Origin of the sequence: Streptomyces sp. NPDC090106 (assembly GCF_044747265.1) — a bacterium.
GTDB lineage: Bacteria > Actinomycetota > Actinomycetes > Streptomycetales > Streptomycetaceae > Streptomyces.
Genome location: NZ_JBIVDS010000004.1, coordinates 236,714 through 248,919, shown reverse-complemented (window position 1 = coordinate 248,919; position 12,206 = coordinate 236,714). Strand labels below are relative to the sequence as shown.

The 12,206-nt window shown below is 71.1% G+C and carries 12 protein-coding genes; 6 read left to right on the top strand and 6 right to left on the bottom strand.

The window, feature by feature from the left end; genetic code table 11:
* Positions 1-57: 57 nt before the first annotated feature.
* From ACIPSE_RS14820 to ACIPSE_RS14810, 3 genes are read right to left on the bottom strand one after another with little or no spacing between them, the layout of a single operon-like run.
* Positions 58-900 (bottom strand): transglutaminase N-terminal domain-containing protein, encoded by an 843-nt coding sequence (locus ACIPSE_RS14820; protein WP_401662304.1) that lies wholly within the window; start codon positions 898-900, stop codon positions 58-60.
* A gap of 3 nt (positions 901-903) precedes the next feature.
* Complete coding sequence (locus tag ACIPSE_RS14815) at positions 904-1,836, bottom strand: alpha-E domain-containing protein (protein ID WP_401662301.1); 933 nt, start codon at positions 1,834-1,836, stop codon at positions 904-906.
* Positions 1,833-3,380, bottom strand: a complete 1,548-nt coding sequence (locus ACIPSE_RS14810) for a circularly permuted type 2 ATP-grasp protein (RefSeq protein WP_401662298.1) — start codon at positions 3,378-3,380, stop codon at positions 1,833-1,835. Before ACIPSE_RS14810 ends, ACIPSE_RS14815 begins: the two co-directional genes overlap by 4 nt.
* A 314-nt stretch (positions 3,381-3,694) precedes the next feature.
* On the opposite strand from ACIPSE_RS14810, the gene ACIPSE_RS14805 reads away from it, so the two are divergent.
* Entirely contained in the window at positions 3,695-4,723 is a 1,029-nt protein-coding gene (locus ACIPSE_RS14805; protein WP_401663099.1) for a LuxR C-terminal-related transcriptional regulator, read from the top strand.
* A gap of 22 nt (positions 4,724-4,745) precedes the next feature.
* Here ACIPSE_RS14805 and ACIPSE_RS14800 read toward each other — a convergent pair whose 3' ends face one another.
* Entirely contained in the window at positions 4,746-5,717 is a 972-nt protein-coding gene (locus ACIPSE_RS14800) for a helix-turn-helix transcriptional regulator (RefSeq protein WP_401663097.1), read from the bottom strand.
* 177 nt (positions 5,718-5,894) lie between these two features.
* Between ACIPSE_RS14800 and ACIPSE_RS14795 the strand changes: the two genes are divergently transcribed.
* Together ACIPSE_RS14795 and ACIPSE_RS14790 are read left to right on the top strand one after the other, a co-directional pair.
* Positions 5,895-6,098 carry a hypothetical protein gene (locus ACIPSE_RS14795; RefSeq protein ID WP_401662296.1) on the top strand — a complete coding sequence of 68 codons (204 nt, stop codon included), beginning with the start codon at positions 5,895-5,897 and terminating at the stop codon, positions 6,096-6,098.
* A 1-nt stretch (position 6,099) separates the two neighbouring features.
* Positions 6,100-6,435 (top strand): hypothetical protein, encoded by a 336-nt coding sequence (locus ACIPSE_RS14790; RefSeq protein ID WP_401662294.1) that lies wholly within the window; start codon positions 6,100-6,102, stop codon positions 6,433-6,435.
* Positions 6,436-6,620: 185 nt separating this feature from the next.
* Here ACIPSE_RS14790 and ACIPSE_RS14785 read toward each other — a convergent pair whose 3' ends face one another.
* Entirely contained in the window at positions 6,621-7,034 is a 414-nt protein-coding gene (locus ACIPSE_RS14785) for a pyridoxamine 5'-phosphate oxidase family protein (protein ID WP_401662291.1), read from the bottom strand.
* A 146-nt stretch (positions 7,035-7,180) separates the two neighbouring features.
* On the opposite strand from ACIPSE_RS14785, the gene clpB reads away from it, so the two are divergent.
* Positions 7,181-9,790 (top strand): ATP-dependent chaperone ClpB, encoded by a 2,610-nt coding sequence (gene clpB, locus ACIPSE_RS14780; protein WP_401662289.1) that lies wholly within the window; start codon positions 7,181-7,183, stop codon positions 9,788-9,790.
* 127 nt (positions 9,791-9,917) lie between these two features.
* Positions 9,918-10,448, top strand: a complete 531-nt coding sequence (locus tag ACIPSE_RS14775) for a YbjN domain-containing protein (RefSeq protein ID WP_401662287.1) — start codon at positions 9,918-9,920, stop codon at positions 10,446-10,448.
* A 75-nt stretch (positions 10,449-10,523) separates the two neighbouring features.
* Here the strand turns inward: ACIPSE_RS14775 and ACIPSE_RS14770 are convergent, their stop codons facing one another.
* Positions 10,524-11,714: a pyridoxal phosphate-dependent aminotransferase gene (locus ACIPSE_RS14770; protein WP_401662285.1), complete on the bottom strand. Its 1,191-nt coding sequence runs from the start codon at positions 11,712-11,714 to the stop codon at positions 10,524-10,526.
* Between the two features lie 128 nt (positions 11,715-11,842).
* On the opposite strand from ACIPSE_RS14770, the gene ACIPSE_RS14765 reads away from it, so the two are divergent.
* Positions 11,843-12,118 carry a hypothetical protein gene (locus ACIPSE_RS14765; protein WP_401662283.1) on the top strand — a complete coding sequence of 92 codons (276 nt, stop codon included), beginning with the start codon at positions 11,843-11,845 and terminating at the stop codon, positions 12,116-12,118.
* Positions 12,119-12,206 lie beyond the last annotated feature (88 nt).

Here is a 12,206-nt window from a genome sequence, read left to right as displayed (position 1 = left end):
GACCTCCACCCACCGCGGGGCCGGACCATGTCCGGTCCCGCGGTGGCGTACCGGCGCTCAGACCACCCGGGTGAACTCCACCGTCACCTCCGGCGGTCCGCCCGCCACACCCCGGTAGACGCCCTTGTGCGGGGTGACGTCGTCGTAGTCCCGGCCCCGGCCGACCACGACGTGCGACTCGTCGGCCCGGGTGCGGTTGGTGGGGTCGTAGCCGCACCAGTCGCCCGCCCAGTACTCGATCCAGGCGTGGCTCTGCCCGGCGACCGGCCGGTGCAGTTCCGCGTCCCGCTCGGGGTGGAGGTAGCCGGAGACGTACCGGGCGGGCAGCCCCACACCCCGCAGCAGGGCGATGGTGAGGTGCGTGATGTCCTGGCAGACGCCCGCGCCCTGCTCCCAGGCCTCGGTGGCCGAGGTGTTCACCCCGGTCGTGCCGGGAAGGTACGCGACCCGGTCGGCGACCAGCGCGGACACGGCGAGCGCCGTCTCGTGCGGGTCGAGTCCCGCGGACGCCTTGCGCGCCTTCTTCACGAGCTTCGCCGGGACCGTCGTACGGCCGGTGGGGCCCGCGAACTCCAGCAGCCGGGAGCGGGCGGTGCGGTCGGCGATCGCGTCCCAGGCGGGGGCCCGCGGCAGGGGTTCCGGCGGGGAGGTCTCCACCAGGCTGGAGGCCGTGATGGTGAGCCGCTCGTGCGGGTCCAGCAGGTCGAAGCCGGTGACCTGGGTGCCCCAGTAGTCCCAGTACGCCCAGGTCGTGGCCGCCGGGCTGACGGTGACCCGGGCGTCCAGGGTGGTCTGGCCGGGCAGCGTCAGCGGGGTCATCCGGACCTCGTTGTGGGACGAGGCCGCGGGCTGGGCGTACGCGACACGGGTGGTGTGCTCGATCCGGAGGCGGCGCGCCATGGCTCACGCTCCTTCCTGGGCCCAGACCACGGGCCCCTGGTACGGGAAGAACCGCTCCGCGACCGCCTCCGCGCAGGCCATGCAGGCCTGCTGGAGATCCCCCAGCAGCGCGGGGAGCTGATCGGCCAGAGCGTGCGAGTCGAGGTATTCGAGGCGGGTGCGCAGGCGTCCCACGGGCCGGCGCGCGGGGTCCTGGCGGGGCCGGCCGAGCGCGCTCAGGCACTCCTCGGCGGTGGTCAGCGCGTGCAGCGCCGACCGCGGGAAGTCCCGGTCCAGGAGCAGGAACTCCGCGACCCGGGGGCTGTCGCCGAAGCCGCTGTGCACGCGCGCGTACGCTTCGTCGGCGCCGGACGCGCTCAGCAGGGTGGGCCAGTCGGGCGCGTGGGCGGCGTCCAGGACCCGCACGGACAGCAGCCGCACGGTCATGTCGACGCGCTCCAGGCTGCGGCCGAGGACGACGAACCGCCAGCTGTCGTCCCGGCTCATCGTGGAGTCGGCGAGCCCGAAGAACAGCGCGGCGCGGGCCCGTACGAGCTCCAGATAGGCGTAGGGGCCGGTGCGCCGGGCCGCGCGGCGCCGGTCGGCGAGGGCGTGCCAGGTGGAGTTGAGGCACTCCCACATCTCGGAGGAGACGGCCTCACGGGCGCTGCGCGCGTTCAGGCGGGCCGCGCCGAGCGCGCCCTCGATGGACCCGGTGGAGCGGGAGTCGAAGGCGAGCTGGTCGAGGACCTGCTGCATGTCCACGCGGTCGGCGCCCGCGTCCATCCCGAGGATCGCGTACAACGAGCGGCAGGCCGCGTCCTCGTCGCGCCAGGGGTCCTCCAGCATCCGGTGCAGATAGGCGTCGAGGATCCGCCCGGTGGCGTCGGCCCGTTCGACGTAGCGGCCGGTCCAGGTCAGCGCCTCGGCTATGCGGGAGAGGATCACGTCGTTCACTGCTGGTGCGCCCCTTCCTGTACGAGGGTGGGGGTGCCGTCGGGTCCCAGCTGGCGGGGCGCGACGGCCGGGAGGGGGTCGCCGGCGGGCGGTGCGGGGTGCTCGGCGGGCCCTTCGGCGAGCACCCAGGTGTCCTTGGAGCCGCCGCCCTGGCTGGAGTTGACGATCAGGTTGCCCTCCTGGAGCGCCACCCGGGTGAGGCCGCCGGGCAGGACCCAGACGTCGGTGCCGTCGTTGACGGCGAAGGGGCGCAGGTCGATGTGGCGCGGTGCCATGCGTTCACCGGCGAGGGTGGGGGAGGTGGACAGGGCGACGGGCCGCTGGGCGATGAAGCCGCGGGGGTCGGCGAGGACGGCCGCGCGGGTCCGCTCCAGGGTCGCGCGGTCCGCCTTGGGGCCGATCACGATGCCCTGTCCGCCGGCTCCGTCGACGGGCTTGACGACGAGCTGGTCGAGCTGGTCGAGGACGGCGTCCAACTGCCCCGGTTCGTCGGGCCGGAAGGACTCGACGTTGGGCAGAATCGGTTCCTCTGAGAGGTAGTAGCGGATCAGGTCGGGGACGTAGGTGTAGAGCAGCTTGTCGTCGGCGATGCCGTTGCCGACGGCGTTGGCGAGGGTGACGTTTCCGGCCATCGCCGCGCCCATGATGCCGGGGCAGCCGATGACCGAGTCGGGCCGGAAATGGAGCGGATCGAGGAAGTCGTCGTCGAGTCGCCGGTATACGACGTGGACCGGCATCTCGCCGCGGGTGGTGCGCATCCACACCCGGTTGCCGCGGCAGACGAGGTCGTGCCCCTCGACCAGTTGCACGCCCATCAGCCGTGCGAGCAGGGCGTGTTCGAAGTAGGCGGCGTTGCTCGGGCCGGGTGTCAGGACGACGACGCGGGGGTCCTGGCCGCCTCCGTCGGGCGCGGCGGCGCGGAGCGCGGCGAGCAGTTTCTGCGCGTAGCCGTCGACCGGGAGCACATGCTGTTCGGCGAAGAGGGAGGGAAAGATTCGCGTCATCGCGCGCCGGTTCTCGATGACGTACGACACCCCGCTGGGCACCCGTACGTTGTCCTCCAGCACCCGGAAGTCACCGGCCTCGTCGCGGACGAGGTCGATGCCGGAGACGTGGATGCGGACGCCGCCGGGGGGTTCGACGCCGTGGGCGGCGCGGTGGAAATGGGGGGAGTTGAGGAGCAGCCGCCAGGGCACGACGCCGTCCTCGAAGGCCCGGCAGTGCCCGTAGGCGTCGGCGAGGTAGGCCTCGAGCGCTCTGACCCGCTGGGCCACCCCGCGCTGCACGAGGTCCCATTCGAGGGCGTCGAGGATCCTCGGCACGAGGTCCAGCGGCCAGGGGCGTTCCTCGCCCGCGAAGGCGTACGTCACGCCCCGGTCGGTGAACGCCCGGGCCATCTGGTCGGCCCGGAAGCGCAGTTCGCTCGGTTCGATCGGCTGGAGCGCCGCCAGTACCGGCTCGTAGGCGGTCCTGACCTCACCCGGCCGTACAAACATCTCGTCCCACGCGTCGGCCAACGCGTACGCGTCAAATATGTCCGCCATGAGGGGACGTTAGAGGCGGTGCGTAACGACGTGATCACCGGGAGATTTCCGCGTGGTGGCGCCCGGAACGGCCGGGTCCGCGGCAGGCCGTCTTCGCTTCAGAGAAGGGTGGCGCACCATCAGCTTGTTGCAATTCAACGGGCGGAGGCGCGGGGATAGTGGTGCATACCGGTGGTTTCCCACGGTCACGGCGGCAGCAGCCGTGTTGCGGAGCAGGTACCGTCCGCGCATAGTTGCGGAGCCGAAGGGGTGTGCCTGTGCCACGAGCGCGGCCCACCGGGCACGAGAGGCTGGAACCGGGGGTGGACTGGGCGATGGCCGGGCACGGGACGGACGAGCATCCACACGGTGCTGACCGACTGTGCGGGGCCGGGGATCGCGTGTATTCCCGGGCCGTACGGCGCGGGCGGGTGCGCCGCGAGGACGCCGAACCGGTGCCGTGCCTGCTGGAGCTGGCGCTGCTGCACCCGGACCCGGACGACATGGACTGGCTGGTGCCGACCTCCCCGCAGGAGGTCATGACCAGGCTGCTGCGCGGGGTCTACGACGAGGTCAGCGCGAGCCAGCGGCGCATGGGTTCGGCGGTCGCCGCCTTCGAGTGGTACGCCGGTCTGGGGCCGCAGGTCAGCGCGGGCGGCGAGGGTTCGTCGATCCGCGTCCTGGACGGGCTGTCGCGGATCCAGGCCGCCATGGACGCGGCGACCGATGCGTGCACGACCGAGGTGCTGACCGTCCAGCCGGGCGGTATCCGTCCCGAGCACGAACTGACCGAGGGACTGCACCGGGCGCTGGCGCTGCGCGGCCGGGGCGTCCGGATGCGGGACCTGTACACCCATGTCGCGCGGCACGGACAGGGCCTGCTCAACTACCTGGAGCTGATGGGCGGCGCCGTCCAGGCCCGCACCCTGGACGAGGTCATCGACCGGCTGATCCTCTTCGACCGCACGGTGGCCTTCATCCCGGCGAACGCGGACCGCACGCTGGCTCTCGAACTGCGGCATCCGGCGCTGGTGGACTATCTGTTCACCGCCTTCGAGCGGCTGTGGCGGCTCGCGATCCCGCTGACCGCCCCGCTGCCGGACACGGGCATCGAGGGCATCTCCCACCGGGAGCAGTCCATCGCCGCGCTGCTGGCGGAGGGCCACCAGGACGCGGTGATCGCGGAGCGGCTCGGGATCAGCGTGCGCACCTGCCGGTCGCACATCGCGCGCCTGTCGGAGACGCTGGGCGCCGCGAGCCGCACCCAACTGGGCGTGCGCATCGCCCAGGTCGGCCTCGACGGCCCCCGGGACACCGGCCCCTACCTCAGCGTTCCCGACCAGGGGTCGCCGACCGCCCTGTGAGGCGGCCGGGCCCGGTACGGAGTCAGGAGCCCTCCGGCGCCCCCGGTCCCGGCTGCGGCTGGTCGGAGTCGAGGATCCCGGACTGGGCGATGAGGAAGCCGAGCTGGGCCCGGCTGCCGCTGCCCAGGGCCGCGGCCAGCTTGGCGATGTGGGCCCGGCAGGTGCGCACGTTCATCCCGAGGCGGCGGGCGATGGCCTCGTCGACATGGCCCTCCACCAGGAGCTTGGCGATGGAGTGCTGGATGTCGGTGATGCCGTCGGGGGCCGTCTCGTAGGGGGCGCCGGCGCTCAGCGGGACCGAGCGGCCCCACATGAACTCGAACACCTTGATGAGGTAGCGGACGAGACCGGGGTGGCGCAGCTCCAGGGCGACGTTCTGGTCGTCGCGGGTGGGGATGAAGGCGACGGTCTCGTCGCAGATGATGAGCCGCTCGACCAGCTCGTCGATGGTCCGGTACTCCACCTTGCCCTTGGAGAGCTGTTCCACGTAGGCCAGCTTCTCCGGGCTGTAGCGCGCGGTGTGCTGGTACAGCGTGCGGATCCCCACACCACGTTCGATCAGCGTTCTGTCGCGTTCGAGTCCCTGGACGAGGCTGCGTTCGGTGCGGCGGTTGCTGGGCTGCACCGTGAGCATCTCGCTCTGGCACTGGTCCGCGGCCAGGTTGAGCGCCGCGTTGATGCGGTCCCGGCCCTCCAGCACGGTGATGGAGTGCGTCGCCGTCGACGTCTGGGCGCTGAGCGCCATGAAAGGCTTGAAAGCATCTGCCAGTTCGATCGACAGACGCCTGCGTTCGGTGATCTCGTGCTCTATGGGGTTGAGCCGCTGGGCCAGCGCGATCGCCGGCGCAACCGGGCGCAGCCAGCTCGGATCGTCGGGATCGGGGTGGAGCAGGTCGAACTCGATCAAGCAGGGAGCAGCCTCCACGGCCGAGCGTGCAATGCGTCCCGTGCGCAGAGCGTTCGCATAAAGCAGGCCACCCTCCTCACACAGCATGGTCACCGCGTGCGGATGTGTCCTGTTAGTCCCCTTTGCTGTCAAATCTCCACCCCCCAGGGTCCTGAACGTGCAGGAACATGATGCATCGATTGTGTGGCCACGACGTGCCCGAATGAGCCATCGTCTTATCTGACGGGGTGAAGAGGGGACATTCAAGTGAGGACGAAGCCGACTATGCAGAAGAAATTGCTTCGCTCGGTGCTTGCCGCCGCTTTTTCCGCCGTTGTCGCCTTCGGAGCGCTGAGTGCCGCCTCCGGTACCAAGGGTGACGCTCAGGCGGACAGTGCATGGCTGGTTACGAACGCCGCCGTGCCGGGTGACAGTGCCTGGGTGGTCGCCAACGGCACCGACGACAGCGCCTGGGCGGTCGAGAGCTGACATGACCACTCCCCCCGACGACCGGTCCTTTCGCCGAGAAATGGCCACCGCCTACCGCTCCGGCTGGCACTTCATCGACCTGGTCACCGCCATCCCCCACGCCGGTGACTCGCTGATGGTGACGGTCTTCGGTGAGCCGGTCGTCGTGACGAGGGACGAAGAAGAGGATGTACGGGCATACCGGTGTCTGCGGCGGCCTCGGGGGGCGCCGCAGCCTGTGAGGTGTGCCATTCGGTACGGGATGATCTTTGTGAATCTCGACCAACGAGACCATCGGCTGGTGGAACCGGAATCCCCCACTCAACGGACCATCTCAGCCACCCCCCGCAGTGCCTGACGCGATTCCCCCGTCGTAACAGATCGCTCAGGTGCTTCCCCCCGCAGCGGCGTCACCGTGACCTGAACACGGTGACGCCGCTGCAGTTTCTGGGGACATTTCCCGCCATGGACCGTATTGGGCTGTGATCCGGCCATGACCGAAAATCGCCACTCCAGCCCGCTCGGCCCCGCCCGTCCCGCCCGTCAGCCCCGCCCGAGCACCCGGGTCACCTCGATCTCGATCACCACCCGGTCCGGGTTGGGGCGCGGCGCCCGCTCGTAGCGCTCCGCGTACCGCCGCTCCGCCTCCGCGACGCGCTCGGGCTCGCTGCGCACCCGCGCCCGCCCCTCCAGCGTCGCCCAGCGCCGGCCGGACACCTGGCAGACCGCCACCGGGGCCCCGTCCGCCCCGGCCGCGCGCACGTGCCGCGCCTTGGCGCTCGCCCTGTTCGTGATCACCCGAGCCAATCCGGCCTCCGGGTCGTATGTCACTCCGACCGGTACGACGTGGGGGGTGCCGTCCGGCCGGAGGGTCGTCAGCGTGCACAGGTGCCGCTCCCGCCAGAAACCGAGGTAGGCCGCGTCGATCGCCGACGGGTCCTGGGTGTAGGTCGCCATGGTCCGGAAGGTAACCCCCGAAAGACCCCCCGCTCGCACCTTGAGCGGAATAGACTCAACTTTATGTACGCTGGACGGGTCAGACAGAGGAAGACCCGGAAGACCCAGAGGAAGAACCCCAGGGCGCCAAGGAGGACCGAGCGAACGTGGACGCCGAGCTGACCAACCGGAGCCGGGACGCGATCAACGCGGCCGAGAAGCAGGCCACTGCCGCGGGGCATGTCGACCTGACCCCCGCCCACCTGCTGCTTTCCCTGCTGCAGGGGCAGGGCCCGCAGCAGGCGCACGAGAACATCGTCGATCTTCTCGCCGCCGTGGAGGCCGACCAGGCCGCCGTGCGCGCCGGTGCCGAGAAGGTGCTCGGCTCGCTGCCCAGCGTGGCCGGGTCCACCGTCGCGCCGCCGCAGCCCAGCCGCGAGCTGCTCGCGGTGGTCAACGACGCCGCCGCCCGCGCCAAGGCCCTCGGTGACGAGTACCTCTCCACCGAGCACCTCCTCATGGGCATCGCCGCCGAGGGCGGGGCCGCCGGTGACGTACTCTCCGCGCAAGGGGCGGACGCCAGGAAGTTGCAGGACGCCTTTCAGCAGGCGAGGGGAGGACGCCGGGTGACCACACCCGACCCGGAGGGCTCGTACAAGGCCCTGGAGAAGTTCGGCACCGACTTCACGGCAGCCGCGCGGGAGGGCAAGCTCGATCCCGTCATCGGACGGGACCAGGAGATCCGGCGGGTCGTGCAGGTGCTCAGCCGCCGCACCAAGAACAACCCCGTCCTCATCGGCGAGCCCGGCGTCGGCAAGACCGCCGTCGTCGAGGGGCTCGCCCAGCGGATCGTCAAGGGCGATGTGCCCGAGTCCCTGAAGAACAAGCGGCTCGTCTCCCTCGACCTCGGGGCGATGGTCGCCGGGGCCAAGTACCGGGGCGAGTTCGAGGAGCGGCTCAAGACCGTCCTCGCCGAGATCAAGGAGTCCGACGGCCAGATCGTCACCTTCATCGACGAACTGCACACCGTCGTCGGCGCCGGGGCGGGCGGCGACTCCGCCATGGACGCGGGCAACATGCTCAAGCCCATGCTGGCCCGCGGCGAACTGCGCATGGTCGGCGCCACCACCCTCGACGAGTACCGCGAGCGGATCGAGAAGGACCCGGCACTGGAGCGCCGCTTCCAGCAGGTGCTGGTCGCGGAGCCGTCCGTCGAGGACACCATCGCGATCCTGCGCGGCCTCAAGGGACGCTACGAGGCGCACCACAAGGTCGTCATCGCCGACAGCGCGCTCGTCGCCGCGGCCACCCTCTCCGACCGGTACATCACCTCCCGCTTCCTCCCCGACAAGGCCATCGACCTGGTCGACGAGGCGGCGTCCCGGCTCCGCATGGAGATCGACTCCTCTCCCGTCGAGATCGACGAACTCCAGCGCTCCGTCGACCGGTTGAAGATGGAGGAGCTGGCGCTGGAGAAGGAGACGGACCCCGCCTCCCGGCAGCGCCTGGACAAGCTGCGCCGCGATCTCGCCGACCGCGAGGAGGAGTTGCGGGGCCTGACCGCCCGCTGGGAGAAGGAGAAGCAGTCCCTCAACCGGGTCGGCGAGCTGAAGGAGAAGCTCGACGAACGGCGCGGCCAGGCCGAACGCGCCCAGCGCGACGGCGACTTCGACACCGCCAGCAAGCTGCTCTACGGCGAGATCCCGACCCTTGAGCGGGACCTGGAGGAGGCGTCCGCCGCCGAGGTGGAGGCCGCCTCGGACACCATGGTCAAGGAGGAGGTCGGCTCCGACGACATCGCCGACGTCGTCGCCGCCTGGACCGGCATCCCGGCCGGCCGGCTCCTGGAGGGCGAGACGCAGAAGCTGCTGCGCATGGAGGAGGAGCTGGGCCGCCGGCTCATCGGACAGGCGGAAGCCGTGCAGGCCGTCTCCGACGCCGTGCGCCGCACCCGCGCCGGCATCGCCGACCCGGACCGGCCCACCGGCTCCTTCCTCTTCCTCGGCCCGACCGGCGTCGGCAAGACGGAACTGGCCAAGGCGCTCGCGGACTTCCTCTTCGACGACGAGCGGGCGATGATCCGCATCGACATGAGCGAGTACGGCGAGAAGCACAGCGTCGCCCGGCTCGTGGGCGCCCCTCCCGGCTATGTCGGGTACGAGGAGGGCGGCCAGCTCACCGAGGCGGTCCGGCGCCGCCCGTACAGCGTCGTCCTGCTCGACGAGGTGGAGAAGGCGCACCCGGAGGTCTTCGACGTCCTGCTCCAGGTGCTGGACGACGGCCGCCTCACCGACGGGCAGGGCCGCACGGTCGACTTCCGCAACACGATCCTCGTCCTCACCTCCAACCTGGGCAGCCAGTACCTGGTGGACCCGGTGACCACCGAGGCGGAGAAGAAGCAGCAGGTCCTGGAGGTGGTCCGCACCGCCTTCAAGCCGGAGTTCGTCAACCGGCTGGACGACCTCGTCGTCTTCTCCGCGCTGAACCAGGAGGAGCTGGGCCGGATCGCCCGGCTCCAGATCGACCGGCTCGCCAGGCGCCTCGCCGAGCGCCGGCTCACCCTGGAGATCACCGACGAGGCCCTGGCCTGGCTCGCCGAGGAGGGCAACGACCCGGCCTACGGCGCCCGCCCGCTGCGCCGCCTGGTGCAGACCGCCATCGGCGACCGGCTCGCCCGGGAGATCCTCGCGGGCGAGGTCAAGGACGGGGACACGGTCCGCGTCGACGCCTTCGGCGACGGCCTGATCGTGGGCCCGGCGACCGGCAAGACCCTCTGAGCGGGTGCCCCGGCGGCCCCCGGCGGCGGGATCGAGTCAGCTCACGGCTGACAGGCCCCGTCGGGGGTTGCCACCCCCCTCCCCGGATGGGAGAGGATGGCGGAATCCGTACGAAGGGAAAAACACGGTGAGCATCGACCCGTCCTCGATTCCGAACTTCGGGGGCCAGCCCGAGCCGCAGCCGCAAGGGCCTGCGGGCCCCGTGGTCCCGGATCAGGACCTTGTGAAGCAGCTCCTGGAGCAGATGGAGCTGAAGTACGTCGTCGACGACGAGGGTGACCTCGCGGCGCCGTGGGAGCAGTTCCGTACGTATTTCATGTTCCGCGGTGAGGGCGACCAGCAGGTCTTCTCGGTGCGGACGTTCTACGACCGGCCGCACCAGATCGAGGAGAAGCCGGCGCTGCTGGAGTCCATCGACGACTGGAACCGGCGCACCCTGTGGCCCAAGCTCTACACGCACACCCACGACGACGGCACCGTCCGTCTCATCGGTGAGGCGCAGATGCTGATCGGCACCGGGGTCAGCCTGGAGCACTTCGTCTCCTCCACGGTGAGCTGGGTGCGGGCCGCGATCGAGTTCGACAAGTGGCTCGTGGAGCAGCTCGGCCTGGAGGACGACGTCAACGACGCCGAGAAGCCCGAGGACGACGAGGAGTAGCCGACCCCGGTCGCCCCACAGCGAGAGCCCGGCCCCGGAAGACGGGGGCCGGGCTCTCGTCGTTGCGCCGCCGGCTCAGCCCGCGAGCGTCTTGAGCCGCCCCACCGCCTCCTCCAGCACCTCCGTGCGCTTGCAGAACGCGAACCGTACGAACGGGGCGCCCGCCTCGCGGTGGTCGTAGAAGACCGCGTTCGGGATGGCGACGACCCCCGCGCGTTCCGGCAGGGCGCGGCAGAACGCGAAGCCGTCGCTCTCGCCGAGGGGGCGGATGTCGGTGGTGACGAAATAGGTGCCGGCCGGCCGGTAGACCTCGAAGCCCGCCTCCGTGAGACCCGTCGCCAGCAGGTCCCGCTTGGCCAGCATGTCCGCGCGGAAGTCGTCGAAATACGAGTCCGGCAGGGCGAGGGCCTTGGCCACGGCGTACTGGAAGGGGCCCGAGGAGACGTACGTCAGGAACTGCTTCGCCGAGCGGACCGCGCTGACCAGGGAGGGGCTGCCGGTGACCCAGCCGACCTTCCAGCCGGTGAAGGAGAAGGTCTTGCCGGCCGAGCCGATCGAGACCGTGCGCTCCGCCATCCCCGGGAAGGACGCCAGCGGCAGATGCTCGGCGTCGTCGAAGACCAGGTGCTCGTAGACCTCGTCGGTGACGACCAGCAGGTCCCGCTCGACGGCGAGTTCCGCGATCGCGGTCAGCTCCTCGCGGGTCAGGACCGTGCCGGTCGGGTTGTGCGGGGTGTTGACGAGCAGCAGCCGGGTGCGGTCGGTGACCGCGTCGCGCAGCTCGTCGAGGTCGAGGCGGAACCGCCCCTCGTGCGGGCGCAGCGTCACCGGCACCCGGGTGCCGCCCGCCATCGCGACGCACGCCGCGTAGGAGTCGTAGTACGGCTCGAAGGCGACGACCTCGTCGCCCGGCTCCAGGAGCGCCAGCAGGGTCGCGGCGATGGCCTCGGTGGCGCCCGCCGTCACCAGGACCTGGGTGTCCGGGTCGTACGACAGCCCGTACCGGCGCTGCTGGTGCGCGGCGATCGCGGTGCGCAGCTCGGGCACGCCGGGACCGGGCGGGTACTGGTTGCCGTGGCCCTCGCGCAGGGCCCGCACGGCCGCCTCCCTGATCTCCTCGGGGCCGTCCGTGTCGGGAAAGCCCTGGCCGAGGTTGATCGAACCGGTCCGCACGGCCAGGGCGGACATCTCGGCGAAGATCGTCGTCCCGAACTCGGCGAGCCGGCGGTTGAGGTGCGGTCGTGCGGTGGAGGTCATGCCGGTCATCCTGCGCCGAAGCTCTGGACTTCCTCAACTCTGCTTTGGCAGGTGAGACGACGGGGCATCTCCCTCGCACGCAGGACCCGGGACGCCCACGGGGGGTCGTTCCGGGGGACACGGAAGGAGGATGACGCATGACCATTGCCATCATCCTGGCTCTCGTCTTCATCGTCTTCGTGATCGCGGTCATCGTTGCCGCGACCAGCAGGAGCTCCGCCCGCCGCAGGCGCGGACGCCGGGGCGCGTACAGCAGTGGCGGCGGCAGCTGGTGGGCCGGCGGCGGGGGCGACAGCGGCACCTCGTGCGGCGGCGGCTCGTCCTGCGGGAGCAGTTCCTCCTGCGGCAGCAGCTCGTCGTGCGGCGGCGGGTCCTCGTGCGGCGGGGGCGGCGGCTGCGGGGGCGGCAACTGAGCCGCACCGGGAGACCGGGGGCGGACGCGGCGGCGGAGACGGCTGACACGGGGCAGCCGAGCCGTGCGGCACGCGTCCGGCGCGACCG

Excerpts from the sequence above, each read along its gene's own strand:
- ACIPSE_RS14765 (WP_401662283.1), top strand. The coding sequence starts at position 11,843 with ATGACCATTGCCATCATCCTGGCTCTCGTCTTCATCGTCTTCGTGATC.
- ACIPSE_RS14805 (WP_401663099.1), top strand. The coding sequence starts at position 3,695 with ATGGCCGGGCACGGGACGGACGAGCATCCACACGGTGCTGACCGACTG.
- ACIPSE_RS14785 (WP_401662291.1), bottom strand. The coding sequence starts at position 7,034 with ATGGCGACCTACACCCAGGACCCGTCGGCGATCGACGCGGCCTACCTC.
- ACIPSE_RS14810 (WP_401662298.1), bottom strand. The coding sequence starts at position 3,380 with ATGGCGGACATATTTGACGCGTACGCGTTGGCCGACGCGTGGGACGAG.
- ACIPSE_RS14790 (WP_401662294.1), top strand. The coding sequence starts at position 6,100 with ATGACCACTCCCCCCGACGACCGGTCCTTTCGCCGAGAAATGGCCACC.
- ACIPSE_RS14795 (WP_401662296.1), top strand. The coding sequence starts at position 5,895 with ATGCAGAAGAAATTGCTTCGCTCGGTGCTTGCCGCCGCTTTTTCCGCC.
- ACIPSE_RS14820 (WP_401662304.1), bottom strand. The coding sequence starts at position 900 with ATGGCGCGCCGCCTCCGGATCGAGCACACCACCCGTGTCGCGTACGCC.
- ACIPSE_RS14770 (WP_401662285.1), bottom strand. The coding sequence starts at position 11,714 with ATGACCGGCATGACCTCCACCGCACGACCGCACCTCAACCGCCGGCTC.
- ACIPSE_RS14800 (WP_401663097.1), bottom strand. The coding sequence starts at position 5,717 with ATGCTGTGTGAGGAGGGTGGCCTGCTTTATGCGAACGCTCTGCGCACG.